The sequence below is a fragment of the Arthrobacter sp. CG_A4 genome (assembly GCF_035985125.1).
Taxonomy (GTDB): domain Bacteria; phylum Actinomycetota; class Actinomycetes; order Actinomycetales; family Micrococcaceae; genus Arthrobacter.
Genome location: NZ_JAXCID010000062.1, coordinates 1 through 14,318, shown reverse-complemented (window position 1 = coordinate 14,318; position 14,318 = coordinate 1). Strand labels below are relative to the sequence as shown.

Annotated in this window: 11 protein-coding genes and 1 pseudogene; 2 read left to right on the top strand and 10 right to left on the bottom strand. The window is 66.3% G+C overall.

Annotated elements, in window-relative coordinates; all coding sequences use genetic code 11:
- Positions 1-469: 469 nt before the first annotated feature.
- Positions 470-790 carry a GYD domain-containing protein gene (locus RCH07_RS18065; protein ID WP_326968873.1) on the bottom strand — a complete coding sequence of 107 codons (321 nt, stop codon included), beginning with the start codon at positions 788-790 and terminating at the stop codon, positions 470-472.
- Positions 791-1,380: 590 nt separating this feature from the next.
- Between RCH07_RS18065 and RCH07_RS18060 the strand changes: the two genes are divergently transcribed.
- Together RCH07_RS18060 and RCH07_RS18055 are read left to right on the top strand one after the other, a co-directional pair.
- Positions 1,381-1,938: a hypothetical protein gene (locus tag RCH07_RS18060; RefSeq protein WP_326968872.1), complete on the top strand. Its 558-nt coding sequence runs from the start codon at positions 1,381-1,383 to the stop codon at positions 1,936-1,938.
- 2 nt (positions 1,939-1,940) lie between these two features.
- Positions 1,941-2,525: a hypothetical protein gene (locus tag RCH07_RS18055; RefSeq protein WP_326968871.1), complete on the top strand. Its 585-nt coding sequence runs from the start codon at positions 1,941-1,943 to the stop codon at positions 2,523-2,525.
- Here the strand turns inward: RCH07_RS18055 and RCH07_RS18050 are convergent.
- The 9 genes and pseudogenes from RCH07_RS18050 to RCH07_RS18010 form a co-directional block, all read right to left on the bottom strand.
- Complete coding sequence (locus RCH07_RS18050) at positions 2,522-3,034, bottom strand: mycothiol transferase (RefSeq protein ID WP_326968870.1); 513 nt, start codon at positions 3,032-3,034, stop codon at positions 2,522-2,524. The genes RCH07_RS18055 and RCH07_RS18050 overlap by 4 nt on opposite strands.
- Before the next feature lie 71 nt (positions 3,035-3,105).
- On the bottom strand, positions 3,106-4,935 hold the full coding sequence (gene ggt / locus RCH07_RS18045; RefSeq protein WP_326968874.1) for a gamma-glutamyltransferase: 1,830 nt from the start codon (positions 4,933-4,935) through the stop codon (positions 3,106-3,108).
- Between the two features lie 192 nt (positions 4,936-5,127).
- Positions 5,128-7,104: a plasmid pRiA4b ORF-3 family protein gene (locus tag RCH07_RS18040; RefSeq protein WP_326968869.1), complete on the bottom strand. Its 1,977-nt coding sequence runs from the start codon at positions 7,102-7,104 to the stop codon at positions 5,128-5,130.
- A 271-nt stretch (positions 7,105-7,375) separates the two neighbouring features.
- Entirely contained in the window at positions 7,376-7,993 is a 618-nt protein-coding gene (locus RCH07_RS18035) for a GyrI-like domain-containing protein (protein WP_326968868.1), read from the bottom strand.
- A 525-nt stretch (positions 7,994-8,518) separates the two neighbouring features.
- Entirely contained in the window at positions 8,519-9,580 is a 1,062-nt protein-coding gene (locus RCH07_RS18030) for a LacI family DNA-binding transcriptional regulator (protein ID WP_326968867.1), read from the bottom strand.
- Positions 9,581-9,636: 56 nt separating this feature from the next.
- Positions 9,637-11,097, bottom strand: a complete 1,461-nt coding sequence (locus RCH07_RS18025) for a glycoside hydrolase family 1 protein (protein WP_326968866.1) — start codon at positions 11,095-11,097, stop codon at positions 9,637-9,639.
- The gene (locus RCH07_RS18020) at positions 11,094-12,044 is read right to left on the bottom strand and encodes a carbohydrate ABC transporter permease (RefSeq protein ID WP_326968865.1); all 951 of its coding nucleotides are present in this window, start codon (positions 12,042-12,044) and stop codon (positions 11,094-11,096) included. The genes RCH07_RS18025 and RCH07_RS18020 overlap by 4 nt, the downstream gene beginning before the upstream one ends.
- The gene (locus RCH07_RS18015; protein WP_326968864.1) at positions 12,041-13,033 is read right to left on the bottom strand and encodes a carbohydrate ABC transporter permease; all 993 of its coding nucleotides are present in this window, start codon (positions 13,031-13,033) and stop codon (positions 12,041-12,043) included. The genes RCH07_RS18020 and RCH07_RS18015 overlap by 4 nt, the downstream gene beginning before the upstream one ends.
- A 3-nt stretch (positions 13,034-13,036) precedes the next feature.
- Positions 13,037-14,218 (bottom strand): annotated as a pseudogene (locus RCH07_RS18010) (ABC transporter substrate-binding protein); the annotation flags it as partial.
- Between the last annotated feature and the right edge of the window lie 100 nt (positions 14,219-14,318).

The following is a 14,318-nucleotide window of genomic DNA, read 5'->3' as shown; positions in this document are numbered from 1 at the left end:
GGGCCGAACGTCACCGGACCCGCCCCCGCCCCGCCGCCGCCGCCGCCGTCGCAACCACCACCGCCAACACAGCCAACGGGCCGAGATCCTCCGGATCGCCAGCCGGGGCCGACAACAGCCTGACCACTGACGCCCCCAAACGCCCCGCCAGCAGCAACAGCCCCGCCAACAGCAACGCGGGGTCATATACGGCCCATCCAACAGGGCATAACGGGCCATATCTGACCCCGCGTTGCAGTCAGAAGCGGGTAATCGCAACGCCGCGGCACAAAATGCCGCGGTACAAAAAACCGTTCGCCCTGCACGTTGGGAGCGGCGCCCTCCGCCTCCGGGTCACCTGGTTCTGCGAACTGGGCGGCAACCCGGACGACGCCGGACAGCTATCCGCCCGGCTGCCGCCCTCGCGGTCACCCGTGCGATCAGTGTGAAGAGCAGGGCGCGGACCGGAATGTCGGCTGCGGTTGGCGCCCTACTGCCCTGGAGCCCGGTATGTCGGTGTTTTCTTTGCCGCGTCGTCAAGATCCTCCGGCGTCATGAGCGGCTTCAGACGCACGTTCACAGAGCCCGTTGAGTTGATCATAAGCGACAGCGCGGCGGCGTCGGACGGCTGTGGGACCTCTAAGACCCCCAGCACGTCGGTCTCCCCGAAGGCGTAGTAGAAGCATTCGAGCGATCCTCCCACGGATTTGAGGGCGTCGACGAGCGCATCACGGCGCTTCGTTCCCCCTTCGCGCATGAGGCCCTTGATGCCCTCGCCCACGTAGTTAGCTTCGAACAGATACTTGGCCATAGTCTTTCCCATCCAGTGTTGTCCAGGACTGGGGCATCCGACGATGTGCCGGAAACTTCTTGAGGGCAAGTCCCGGAAGTGTTCCCCAGAGTGGGGCTGCAGCCACATCCTAGGCCCTCCGTGTCTCCCGGACAACGGGTTGCTGAAGGGGGGCGGCTGCCCGGTGGCAACCACCCCCTTATCTTCAGCGGTCTGCAGGGCATCAGCCTGAAATATCGTTGCTGTTCCTCCGGGGAACCCTGCCCGCGGTTGCGCTGGCGGCCGTTTCCAGCACGGCCGAAACCCGACGAGTCGCAAATTGCTCCGGGCCGCGATGGGGCGGATCTGGCCGATGCACAGTGGGGCCCGGCCACCCGGTACGCAGCCTGGACTTTTGGGGCCCAGCACCGCGATCGTCAGTGTCAAGGTCCGCGCCAATTCCTTCGGACGCCCTGGAGTTCCGGGCGCAGACGACGCCGGACTCTATGACAACGCGCCCGGAGCATCTATTCTCTTGCCATGAGAGTTGGGGGCACACACCGGCGGGAGATTCCCCTCCGTCCTGGCTTGGATTGCCTGGGCGGCGCGGCGCCACAGCGTGCGGGTGGCTGATGAAACCCCAGAGCACCACGGCCCATGACAACTACGACGCATTCGTGTCGCGGCTGGACACCGCCACAACAAGGCTGAACACGCGGGCGGGGTCCTTGGACAAAGCGCTGGCAGCCGTCTCATTGCTTGTGGGTCCACACGAAGCCGCCGTCGGGGAGTGGGAACGGCGGCGCCACTACGTCAGCTGGCAGCTCGCCCGGCACTCCGGGCCGGCACAGTCGTATACCGATCTGAGCGAGCTCCACGACATGGCAATCAAGATGGAATCGATGCTCCGCGGCCGGGTCCAGCGCCTTACGGAAAAGATATCCGTCATGCAAAGGCGTCGCGCGGCGATCGACAAGTCCCTGCTGGAGCTTGAACTGAGCAGGGTCAAACTGAATTCGTCCCGAATGCTGTCGCAGGACCAGGAAAAGCTGAGCAGCATCTTTTCAGCCCTCACCGGTTCAACCGATGCCACCTCAGCATTGCCGGACATGGGTCTGCTGAGCGATCTCAAGGAAGCACGCGAGGCAGTCATCCTGGCCGAAGCACTGATGGAAGTGAAGGGGTACTAATCATGGAAAAATCGCTGCAGGACAGGTTCCGTAAAAATAACGTCGCTCTGGTTCGGTGGTCGAAGAAACCAGGCGAAAATCCTGTGGTCAGGTTCGTCCTGCTCAGTATCGTTGGCTTGATTCTGAGCCTGATCCTGATGGTCTTCGTGCCCGGCCTCAGAAGCTTTGGTGCCGTCTTGCTGTTCATGATCATCCTCCCGGCAATACTCACGATTCCTGCGGTCTTGAGTCAGAGGACATTCACGCGGGCCCTGACGAAGAGGGTAAACGACACCATCGCCGAGGTGACAAACACCCCCGGTGACCAATTGTCGGTCAAGGAATTCCGTCGCCTGGCCAAGAGCGGGGAGAAGCTTCCGCTCGTGGTCAGCGGGGTGCCCGGATTGACCCTGCGTGTGGCCCGGGCTTCAACGCTGGAGAGAAATCCCTCCGAGAAATGGGTTGCGGTTTTTACCGTAGTGCCTCCGGAGAACGGGACCGCCAGCTTCGATCGTTTGGTTGCGGCGGCAGTTACTGTCGGCCCCGGCACAGGGACGACCGGTCCTGCCGGCCCCGGTCCCGGGACGACCGGCACCAGCGCGCCCTAGACTGCGCGGGCGGGGTCCAATCCCTTGGCATACGCAGCCTGTCCCACATGCTGGAGGCAATCGGCAATGGTGCTGAGCAGCCGCACCCCGAGCGTGACGGGCGGGTCCCAGCGGGTGTCGACGATACGGTCGAGGTCCTCGTCGCCGAGGGTCGTCAGGAACTCCGTGGTCTGCCGGTGAACGGCGTCGTAGTATTCGAGCAAAAGCTCCGGCGGGGCCTTAACGGCGTCGACCTGCCCGCTTGTGTGGCCATAGCCGGTGTCGTCCTGGGGAAGCGGCAGGTTGAAGCGGCCCACAAAGTCCTGCGAGGTCCAGACCTGTTCCAGGCCTGCGGCGGAAGCCAACTGTGCGTCCTCTACCCGGCTGAGGTGCCAGATCAGCCACGCAAGCGAATTTCCACTGCCGGCGGGCCGACGCAGCAGGGATCCGTCGTCGAGCCCTCCAAGAGCGGCGGCCACGGCCTCACGGATCCGCCCGAAGGCGTCCAGCAGCAGTTCGTTGGATTTCATCGGGTCCCGTCCCAGTGCATTTTCGGTGATGCCCCAATGCTCGCATGAAAGCCGCACCCCCGGACAGGGCCCTACCTCGGTGAGTGTTTGAGCACCATCGCCGAGCCGCCTCCGCGCCTCACCGGCTCGGCCGCGGCGACCATGCGCCCGTCGGAAAGGAACTCGATGGCGGTCGCGGCGCCGATCTCTGCCGCCGAGGTGAACGCGTCACCCGACGGCGTGAACTGGTGGCCGTACGGTGCCAGCTGGTTTCCGTAGGCCGCGATGAACTCCGGCTCGGCCGTGACCCTTGCCGTGTTCCGTTGCGAGGCACGCGGTGCTGCGATGGCTTCGGAGATGCTCATGCCCAGATCCACCCGATTCAGGATCGTTTGCAGGACGGTGGTGATGATGGTCGAACCGCCGGGCGAGCCGAGCGCCAGGAACGGCTTGTCCTCCTTGAGGATGATGGTGGGCGACATGGACGAGCGCGGGCGCTTCCCCGGCTCGATCCGGTTCGGGTCGGTCGGACTGTACACGGTGGAGAAGTCGGTCAGCTCGTTGTTGAGCAGGAAGCCGCGGCCCGGCACCACCATCCCGGAGCCGCCGGTCTGCTCGATCGTGAGCGTGTACTCCACCACGTTCCCCCACTTGTCCGCGACCGTCAGGTTGGTCGTCGAGATGTTCTCGGTGTCCTTATAGTCGGCGGGCGCCGCGGCGGCGCCCGGGCACGCGCCGTCGTACGCGGACACCTCCCCCGGCGCGACGGGCTTCGCGGCTGCCTGCAGCGGGTCGATCCGGCAGGCCCGCTCCTTGCCGAACAGCGGGTCGGTCAGCGCGGCGGTGGGGACCTTGTTGAACGCCGGGTCGCCCACGTACTTGCCGCGGTCCGCGAAGGCGAGTGCGCTCGCCTCGAGGTAGTGGTGCAGGGCGCCGGGCGGGCGCATCCCGGAAAGGTTGACGGTGTCCAGGATGTTCAGCGCCTCGCCGGTGGTGGTGCCGCCGCTGCTCGACGGCGCCATGCCGTAGACGTCCAGGTCGCGGTATTCCACGTGGGTGGGTGCCTGATCCAGGGCGCGGTACGCGGCGAGATCTGCCGTCGTCAGGTGACCGGCCGGGACGGGCAGCGTGGTTCCGGCAGTCTTCGGCGGCGCCTGGACCGTGGACGCGATCTCCGCCGCGAGCGGGCCGGCGTAGAAGCCGCGCGCGCCCTTCTTCGCAAGGAGCTTGTACGTCTCGGCGAGGTCGTGGTTGCGAAAGAGACTGCCGACGGCGGGGGCGTCGCCGCCCGGCAGGAAGAGTTTGCTCGTGGAGGTGAACGCCTCGAAACGCAGCTTGTTATCGAGCGTCTGCTGGCGGAACGTCCCGTCGACCACAAAGCCCCGGGACGCCACCTTGATGGCAGGCTTGAGGGCATCGCCGAGGCTCAATGTGCCCCACCGGTCGAGGGCACGCTCCCACGTGGCAGGTGTGCCGGGGACGCCGACGGAGACCCCGCTCGTGACGAGCTCGGGCGTGAAGCGGTAGGGCTGGCCGGTCGCCGGATCGATGAACGCATCGCGCGGCGTCGCTGCCGGTGCGGTCTCGCGGCCGTCGATCGTGCCGACCTTGCCGGTTTTCGCGTCGTAGAACACGAAGTAGCCGCCGCCGCCAATCCCGGCGCTGTACGGCTCGGTCACGCCGAGGGTCGCCGCAGCGGCGACGGCGGCGTCCGCCGCGTTGCCGCCCTTCCGGAGGACCTCAATCGCTGCGGCGGATGCCTCCGGGTCCACGGTGCTCACGGCCCCGCCGGACCCGGTGGCGGTCGGTGTCTTCACCGTCTCCCGCGGGTCGGCGAACGCGGGGCTGGCGACGGCGCCGCCCGTCACGCTCAGCGCCAGAGCCGCCGCGACGGCAACCAGTCGACATGTCACATATGCCATGATCGCTCCCGAGTCCGTGTGATGCGTGTTGACACCTGCTGTCACGCTACTCCGCGGTGGTGCGACACTCAACACTTTTCAGCATCGGGACTTCAGCGCTGACGGCCGCACGGCTTAGGCCGGCGGCGACGGTGCACGTCAATTGACAGCATCGATCGTCAGTGGTGGCCGGGCTGCGGACGCCGTCAGCCGTCAGAACAATTTGGCCAGGCCCTGGTTGGCCTCCTCCGTGTCGAAGGCCTTTGGGTCCAGCGAGTCGCCCGGCCGCATGCCCAGCCACTCCCGGTACTCCTGGTGCTCTTCGTGGCCCGGGTCGTTAACCGCCTGGACGATATTCGTCCAGCCCCACATGCCGCCGCTGTCCTCCGCCGGCGCCGCACCGCGCCCCGCGGTGCACCGCGGGAGCCGCCCGCCGCCGTCGTTCGCCAGGATTTTTTCCACCGTGATCACGTGCACCCAGTTGTCGCCGAAATCATAGGTGTAGCTCAGGGTGCTGCCCACGTCCGGCAGCAGTTCGCCGGCTGTCACGGCCGCCTCGTCGAGGGAAGAGTCGCCGTAGAGATCGTCCCTGCCGTCCGGGTCTGCCGGCGCGTACGTGGGGCCGCGGAATCCCCCGGCCTGGTACTGGTGCAGATGATAGCCGTACCAGCCGAACAGCGCCTGAATCACCTGGTGCAGCTCAGACAGCGGCATGCCGGCCGGAACCAGGACACGCCGCCAGATGGGCGGCGTTGAGTCGTCGAGCATGATTTTCAGCTGCAGAACCGGCGCCGCAGCCTGCTGCGCCGCCGTCTGCCGCGCTACCGGCGCCGCCTCCGCCGGCGCTGGCGCCTGCCGCATAACCACCTTCCGCTCTACCGGCGCCGGCGCTTGCCGTACAACCGGGCTCTCCTCCACCGGCTCCGGACCGGCATATTCGGGGGCCGGAGTAATGCCCAGGTCAGCCTGCACCCACTCGTCGTCGAAAACGTTCGCGACGCAGCGGATCAGGGCCGGCGGCACCCGGAAGTGTGTGTCGATGCTCAGCAGCCCCAGCCCGGCGAGGTCTTCCAGACGCCGCACGGCGATGCCGGTGATCAGGCCGGCCATCGCCTTTTCCACCGCCGGCGCGTTGTCCGGGGCGGCCAGGACCCTCGCCTTCTCCGGCGGATCAGCGGTTGCCGCCGCGAGCAGGATCGACGCCTGCAACCCGGAGACCAGCTGTTCCCACGGCTGTTCCGGGTCCCATCCGAGCACCGCGGTCTCCAGATACTGGTCAACGAAAAACACCAGTTCCTCCAGCCGCTCCGAAGTCCCGCCGGTCAGGAAAGCGCCGGAATCCTCGAACGGCACCACCTTAGTTGACGTGAACTCAATCAGCTCGGCGGCTTCCAGCGCAGCCCACATCTGCGCCAGTTGCGGCACCTCGTACATGCTCCGGACCGTTGGCACGTCCTCCGCCGAACCCGCGGTGCCCGGCAGCGGGGAATCCGTGCCCTTGCCGGCCGCGCCTTTGACGGCGACGCCCACACAGGCAGCCGCCGCTTCGATGTCCCGCAGGCGGAGCGCCCCGGTGCCGGTGACGGGCTTCCCGTCTCCGATCCACTCCAACAGCGCCGTTGCCTGCTGGATCAGCGGCAGCCCAGAGAAGACTTCCAGCGCCTGTTCGTCCGGGAAATCGGGCACCTCAAGATATTGATGGCCGTCGTCGCCCTCCGCGAGGTCGTCGAAGAACTCCATGATTTCGGCCAGCTGTTCCGCCGGGCCACTCCACCGGCCCGTTTCGGACAGGAAATCAACGTAGGCGCGGACTGAATCCACGACAAAGACGGCGTTCTCGACGTCCGCCATGTCTCCGGCCGAACCGGCCGAACGGTCAGCAACGGCAGCAACCTCCGCCGAGATCGCGATCGCCAAGGGAATTCCCACGAAGCCTGTCACCTCGGCGGCGGCCGTGCCCTCAAAATAGCGGCCCATCACGGCTTCAACCTGCTTCAGGCATCCCACAGCGGCAGCGGCAGCGCCGGGTGAGCCGTCGTCGAACCACTGGACGAACGCTGGCGTGAGCGCATCCAGGGCACGGCCGGCCCGGAACGTGCTCAGGGAAACGGATCCGGAACCCTGCGAACCGGGGCCGATCGTGCGGGCGGATCCCTTGCCCTTGTTCCGGTTTTTGCTGTTCTTAGCCATGCAGCCCCTGCCCGATTGCGAATCTTTTCTTACGACGACGGTACTTTCCATTGCGGCTGCATGCCAGTTCTGCCGGTGGCGGGCAGCGAAAGATCAGGAGCAGCACCATCCTTTGGACGGGCCGGGCCAGCAATACCTCGGGCCGGCGGGCGGTTCGGGGATCGGCGATGACCGGGTTTCCACGCGCAGCGCGAGGGATTGGCTTTGGAGTTTCAGCCCAAACCGTGAGCCGGACCGTCGGCAGCCCCACATACGTGCGGTTGGGGCATGCTCAGTCGGGTTCAACAGGGTGCCGGAGTACGGTCCGTAGTTTGTCGGGAGCAACTTTGCGGAAGTCGCTGAAATAGATCTCGTGGTGCTTCTTGACCATACGCAGGCCGTGCGCCGGGATGAACTGGTGGTGCATCCGGTCGAGAACATCAGCCTCATCGTCGTAGGACCCGATATGCAGGGTTTGGACGCAAGTGCCCTCCTCGAGGGTCTCGAGGCGCAGCCTGTCGAGGCTTGCCGGCGGGTCGCCGGCGGCAATCCTGGTCACGGCCGCCACAAACATTTCGCGGGTAATCCAGGCCGGAACCATGATCATGAGCGTCCAGTTCCATGTGGCCTTGTCGCGGGCCGAGGTGAAGGATCGTATGTCGTCCGCCCACCATAGGCCCTCCAACGGCATCACAACATAGTCCCTGCCGAGCTGGCGCTTACTGGCGAACTTGAGCCCGTAAGCGCCCGGGTAGAGGGCAGCAATCGCGTCGGCAAATTCCGGGCTGGTGTTTGGATCGCCGTGGCCGTCGATCATGAGGTACTGCAGTGCGGGGACCTGGACGATGCGGAACTTATGGAAGTCAGCCCGGTAGCTGTCGAGCTCCTTCTTAAAGTCGGTCTTCGGCATTGCTGCGCCATCTGTCGGTCCCGCTGTGTCGAGCCTTGTCCCTTCCACGCTTTCATCTAACCACTGCCGGCACCCGCGCCATAGGTGTACGACGGCGGTATCCACGCGCCGCCGGAGGCTAGTGGGCAATTTCTTTAGGTCGTCGGGGTCCGGGCGCGGTGGCCGGGCTCCGGGACATGCCCCGCGCCGGGGCCAGCGAATGGACAAAGTGCCACTGTGCCCAGTCCCGGGTACGAAGAATGGGCATGTCCCCCGGACTGGATACCGACCCAAGGGGACATGCCCCGCGCCGGGGTCCGCGGATGGACAAAGTGCCACTGTGCCCAGTCCCGGGTACGAAGAATGGGCATGTCCCCCCGACTGGATACCGACCCAAGGGGACATGCCCCGCGCCGGGGCCAGCGGATGGACAAAGTGCCACTGTGCCCAGTCCCGGGTACGAAGAATGGGCATGTCCCGCTGGCCAGGACCCCGGCGCGAAAAGGTCCAGGCTCCGTATGGCCCCCGACGAACTAACGAAAATGACTACTGGCCGGCCTGCGGTGTGCTGCTTGCCCGCACCACAAGCCGGGCCGGGTAGATGACCGGATCCCGGCCGGCCCCCGGGTCTTCGATGTCCGCGAGCAGCAGACGGCCCGCCCGGGCGGCCATTTCCACCATCGGCTGGTTGATGGTGGTCAGCGGCAGGTCGCCCGGCGCCGGGAGGTGGTCGTCAAAACCCACCACGGCGACATCCGCGGGGACTGCACGCCCCGAGGCCTGGATGGCCATGATCGCGCCGCGGGCCGTGAGATCGGAAGCGGCAAAGATGCCGTCCAGGCGGCCGTCCTGGGCCAGCAGTTGTTCGGCGGCCACGGTGCCGCCGGCGGCGGTGAAGTCTCCGTGCGCAACCGGACCAGGCGGCAGCCCGGCTTCACTGAGACCCGCGTGCCAGCCGGCCAGCCGGTCCGCGGCCGCCGTCATATCCAGCGGGCCGGTGATGGTTCCGAGCCGGGTGCGCCCGGCGGCCGCCAGGTGAAGCGCGGCAAGCCGGGCGCCCTGAAAGCTGTCCACGTCGACGTAGTGGATGCCGAGGCCCGTATTCCACGGCCGTCCAATGAACACGGTAGGCAGCCCGGAAGCGGCGAGCTCTTCGGTCCAGCCATCGGCTTGGTGATGCGAGACCACTATGGCTCCGTCGACGTGACCGCCGCGCAGGTAGCGGACCGTCCGGGAGGGATCGCCGCCCGCCCGGGACATCAGCAGGACCAGCTGCATGTCGGTCTCGCGCAGTGCCTCCGTCACCCCGGTGATGACGGCGGCGAAGAACGGGTCCATCATGACGCGGGCGTCGGGTTCGTTGATGACCAGGGCGATGGATGAGGTCCGGCGGGTGACCAGGCTGCGGGCCGCCCGGTTCGGGGTATAGCCAAGGGCAACAACCGCGCCGTCAACGGCCGCTTGGGCTTCCGGGCTGACCCGGGAACCGCCGTTGATGGCCCGCGAGGCGGTGGACCGGGACACGCCCGCCGCCCTCGCCAGGTCTTCAAGGGTGGGGCTGGGCCGGGCCGGTTCGGCCCGGAGACTCGGGCGGGTCTGTTCGCTCATCACTTTGAGAATACGACATCCCCGGCCTCCCCCGTGACGGGATCAGCCTGACGGGATCAGCCTTGGGCTGCAGGTACGGCGTTCGCCCCCGCCACTTTCGCGTACCAGAGGCCGCTCGCCTTGGGGATCCGTGCCAGGGTCTCGTAGTCCACCCGGACCAGTCCGAAGCGCTGGTGGTAACCGTAGGCCCATTCAAAATTGTCCAGCAGCGACCAGGCGAGATAGCCGCGGACGTCCGCGCCGCCGTCGATCGCATCCCGGACTGCGCGCAGGTGCGCGTCAAAAAAGGCCAGCCGGTCCTGGTCGTCCACGAAGCCGTCGGCGTCGGGGGCGTCCGGGTAGGCGGCACCGTTTTCCGTCATGTAGATCTGGATGCCGGCCGGACCGGTGTACTCGCGCTGGAGCCGCATGAGCAACCGGTACAGGCCCTCGGGCTGGACCTCCCAGCCCATGCCGGTCACCGGCAGTCCGCGCGGCACCGAGTGCACGCCGTCGGCTGCTACGAAGGGAGATGCCTCCGGCCGGACGTCCGACGCCGGCGCGGCCTGCGCTGTCGTGGTTACGGCATCCGGGCGGCCCCGGTGTTCGGCGGGGCCCGCCGCCTTCGTGAGGGCCTCGCCCTGATAGTAGTTGACGCCCAGCAGGTCCATGGGCGCCGAGATGACGGCCAGGTCACCGTCCTGCACGACGGCGTCGAAGCCGAGTCCGGCGACGTCGGCCAGGACGTCCGCGGGGTACTCGCCGCGGAAGAGCGGATCGAGGAAGATCCGGTTGTGCAGCCCGTCAATCCGGCGGGCCGCATCCCGGTCGCCCGCAGCATCGGGATCTGCCGGGTCCGCGACGGTGAGATTCAGGGTAATGCCCAGGCTCGCAGCCGGGTCGCGCCGGCGCAGTTCCGCAGCGGCAAGCCCGTGCCCCAGCAGGAGGTGGTGTGCTGCCGCAAGGGCGGCGGCCGGTTCCTGCCGGCCCGGGGCGTGGACCCCGGACGCGTAGCCAAGGAATGCCGAGCACCAGGGTTCATTGAGGGTGGTCCAGATCCGGACCCGGTCGCCAAGGGCCTGGTGCATCACGGCAGTGTATGCGGCGAACAGCCGGGCGGTCTCCCTGTTGGCCCAGCCGCCGTCGTCCTCCAGCGCCTGCGGCAGGTCCCAGTGGTACAGCGTCAGCCAGGGGGTGATGCCTGCGGCCAGCAGTTCATCAACCAGACGGGAGTAGAACGCGATCCCCTCCGGGTTGGGCGTCCTGCCGTCCGGCATACAGCGGGCCCACGACGTGGAGAACCGGTACGCCTTCAGGTTCAGCGATTTCATCAACTCCACGTCCTGGCCGGAGCGGTGGTAGTGGTCACAGGCGATATCACCGTTGTGGCCGTCGGCGACCGCACCGGGAACCCTGGCGAAGGTATCCCAGATGGAATCCTTTCTGCCGCCGGCGTGGGCTGCCCCTTCGATCTGGTAAGCGGCCGTGGCCGCTCCCCAGAGAAAGCCCTCGGGGAATGCTAGCGGGGTGGTGTTCATCCTTTAACTGCTCCTTGCATGATTCCTGAGACGAGTTGGCGGCCTGCGGCGATGAACAGCAGCAGCAGCGGGACAGTGGCCAGGACGGCACCGGCCAAAACCACCGAGTAGTCCACAAAGTGTGCGGCCTGAAGCAGCTGCAGCGCTACCGGGAGGGTGGGGTTTGAGGGGTCAAGGACAATAAACGGCCAGAAGAAGTTCGTCCAGGTGGCCACAAAAGTGAATAAGGCCAGCATGGCCGCGGCGGGCCGGGCAGCCGGGAATCCCAGGTACCAGAAAGCCTGGATCATGGATGCCCCGTCCATCCGGACCGCCTCGATGAGCTCGTCCGGAAGGGCATCCCGGAGGTATTGGGTCATCCAGAAAACGCCGAACGCCGTGACCACGCCGGGAATGATGACGGCCCACAGGGAGCCGGTCCAGCCCAGCTTGGCCATCACAATGAACAGCGGGACCACACCCAGCTGCGTCGGCACCGCCATTGTGGCGACGACGAAGACCAGCAGCCCCTTGCTCCCGCGGAACCGGAGCTTGGCGAAGGCGAACCCGGCGAGGGTGGAGAACGCGACGACGGAGGCCGCCGTGACGCCGGAGACGATGAGGCTGTTGCCCATTGCCTTCCAGAACGGGATGCTGTCGAAGACTTTCGCCGCGTTCGCGAGGAAGTTGCCGCCCGGCAGCAGCGGGATGCCGCGGCTCAGGACGGTGTTGTCATGGCTGCCGACGAGGAAGGACCAATAGAGCGGAAAGAGGGACGCGAGGAGGACGGCACCGAGGAAACCGTAGGTCAGGAGCCCGGGCCGGCGGACGCTGGAGGAGCCCTTCTTGCGTCCGGCGCCGGGCCCGGGTCCGCGCCGGGCCCCGGCCTGGACGGCACCGGCCTTCCGCGCCGCGGCCCGGGCTGCACCCTTTCCAGCGCTTTGTTCGATCATGGGGATTGAGCTCATTTGCGGCCTCCCTGGCTTGCAATGCGCTTGGTGATGAAGAAATTCAACAGGGCTATCAGCACGATCATCAAGAAAAGCAGCCACGCCACGGCGGAGGCCCGGCCGAAGTTCCGCTGGCCCCAGCCGAGTTCCCAGATGTACATGGTCAGGGTCTGCCACTGCCGGTCCGCCCCGCCGAGGCCGGACTGGTCGAATACCCGCGCCTCGTCAAAGATCTGGAGTCCGCCGATGGTGGAGGTGATGACCACAAAGATCACCGTCGGCCGCAGCATCGGAACGGTCACGGAGAAGAACTGCCGCAGCCGGCCGGCGCCGTCGATCGTTGCGGCTTCGAACACATCCCGCGGGATGGCCTGCATGGCTGCTAGGAAGATGAGCGCGTTGTAGCCGGTCCAGCGGAAGTTCACCATGGTGGCGATTGCCGTGTGGCTTGCGAGTGACTCGGAATGCCAGCGGACAGGATCAAACCCCAGGCCCTTCACAATCTCGTTGATCAGGCCGAACTGGTCCGCGAAGAGATTGTTGAAGATCAGCCCCACCGCGACGGGCGCGACGACGAACGGCACCAGGACTCCCATCCGCCAGAATGTCCTGGCCCTCAGGTTCGCATCCAGCACCGCCGCTATCACCAGGGCTAAGACCACCTGGGGAACGGAGGACAGGAGGAAGATGCTGAGCGTGTTGCCCACGGCGTTCCAGAAGTACGGCTGCGCCAGGACGAACCCGTAGTTCTCCAGGCCGGTGAATTTCCCCTGGCCGCCGATGAGGTTCCAGTTGTGCAGCGACACCCAGCCCGTGTAGATCAGCGGGAAGAAACCCGTGATGGCAAACAGGATGAAGAACGGGGAGATGTAGAGGTACGGGGACAGCTTCACGTCCCATCTGGACACCTGCTGGGAGAACGCCAGGCGGCGGACGCTTTTGCCGCCGCCCGGCGGCGTTGGCTGACCACCGGCGCTACGGGGCCTGACCCGGTCCGTGACGGTCATGGCTTACAGGGACTTTACGGCGGTGACGAACTTCTCCCAGGAGGAGCCGGCGTCGTCCGTCTTGTCGACGTCCACCCGGGTGAGGGCCTGCTGCATAGCGTCGTTGATGGCGAAGAACTTGGTGCCCTTGAACGGGGTCACGTCAACGGCCTTGGCCCGTTCGGCGAAGATTTTGCCGGTGGGGGCGCCGTTGAAGAAGGCGTTGGTCTTGCCCAGCAATTCGTTGCTTTCCAGGGCCTGCTTCTGGCTCGGGAAGGTGCCTTTCGCGGTGAAGGCCTTGATCTGCTGCTCGGGGGCGGTCAGCCAGCCGGCCAGTTTCCTGGCCTCGGCCTGGTTTTCGCTCTGGGTGGGGACCGTCAGGTACGAGCCGCCCCAGTTGCCGCCGCCGCCGGGGAAGACGTTGGCCACGTCCCAGCCTGTGACCCCGGCCGCGTTGCCTTCAATCACGCCGAGCATCCAGCCCGGGCAAAGGGTGGTGGCGAACGCTTTGGTCTGGAAGCCGGCGGCCCAGTCGTCGCTCCACTGCTTGAGGTGGGCCGACAGTCCGTCCTCCGTGGACGCCTTCAGCACCTGGTTGTAGGTGTCCTTCACCTTCCGGTTATCCGTGGCAATGACAGTGCCGTCCTTTTCTTCATAGGCCTTCTCCAGCTGGTTGCTCATGCCCTGGTAGATGGCCCCCGCGGAATCGAACCATGCAGCGCCCGGATTGGCGGCCTTGAACTTCCTGCCGGCCTCGAAGTAGCTCTCCCAGGTCCCGCCCAGCATCTTGGCGACTTCCCCGCGCTCGGTAGGCAGGCCCGCCTTCTTAAACAGCTCGGCGTTGTAGCAGACGGCCTCGGGCCCGGAATCCGTGCCATAGCCCAGAAGCTTCCCGTCAGCGGTCTTCGCGGCATCGGCCTTCCAATCCAGCCACCGTCCCTCGACCGCCGGGTCGCTCAGATCGGTAAAGCGGTCAGGGTATTGCAACAGCTCGGGCAGCCAGTCCACCTCAACGCCTTCGATGTCGGACAGGCCGGATCCGGCGGCCAGCCGGGTGGTGAGGTTGTCGCGGGCCTCGTTGGTGGTGGCCGCTTTTTTATGCTCGATGGTGACGTTCGGATTCAACGTCTCGTATTCCGCGAAGAGTGACTCGTAGCCGAACTCATTGAAGGTGCCCACGGTCAGGGTCACCGGCTTGGCGCCGGTGACGTCCTTAGGACACGCCCATAAATAAGTACGACTAATCGGTTTTTGGGTGGGAACATGATGTATGCCCATTTCCGCTGATGCTGTCGAGTCGCTGCGT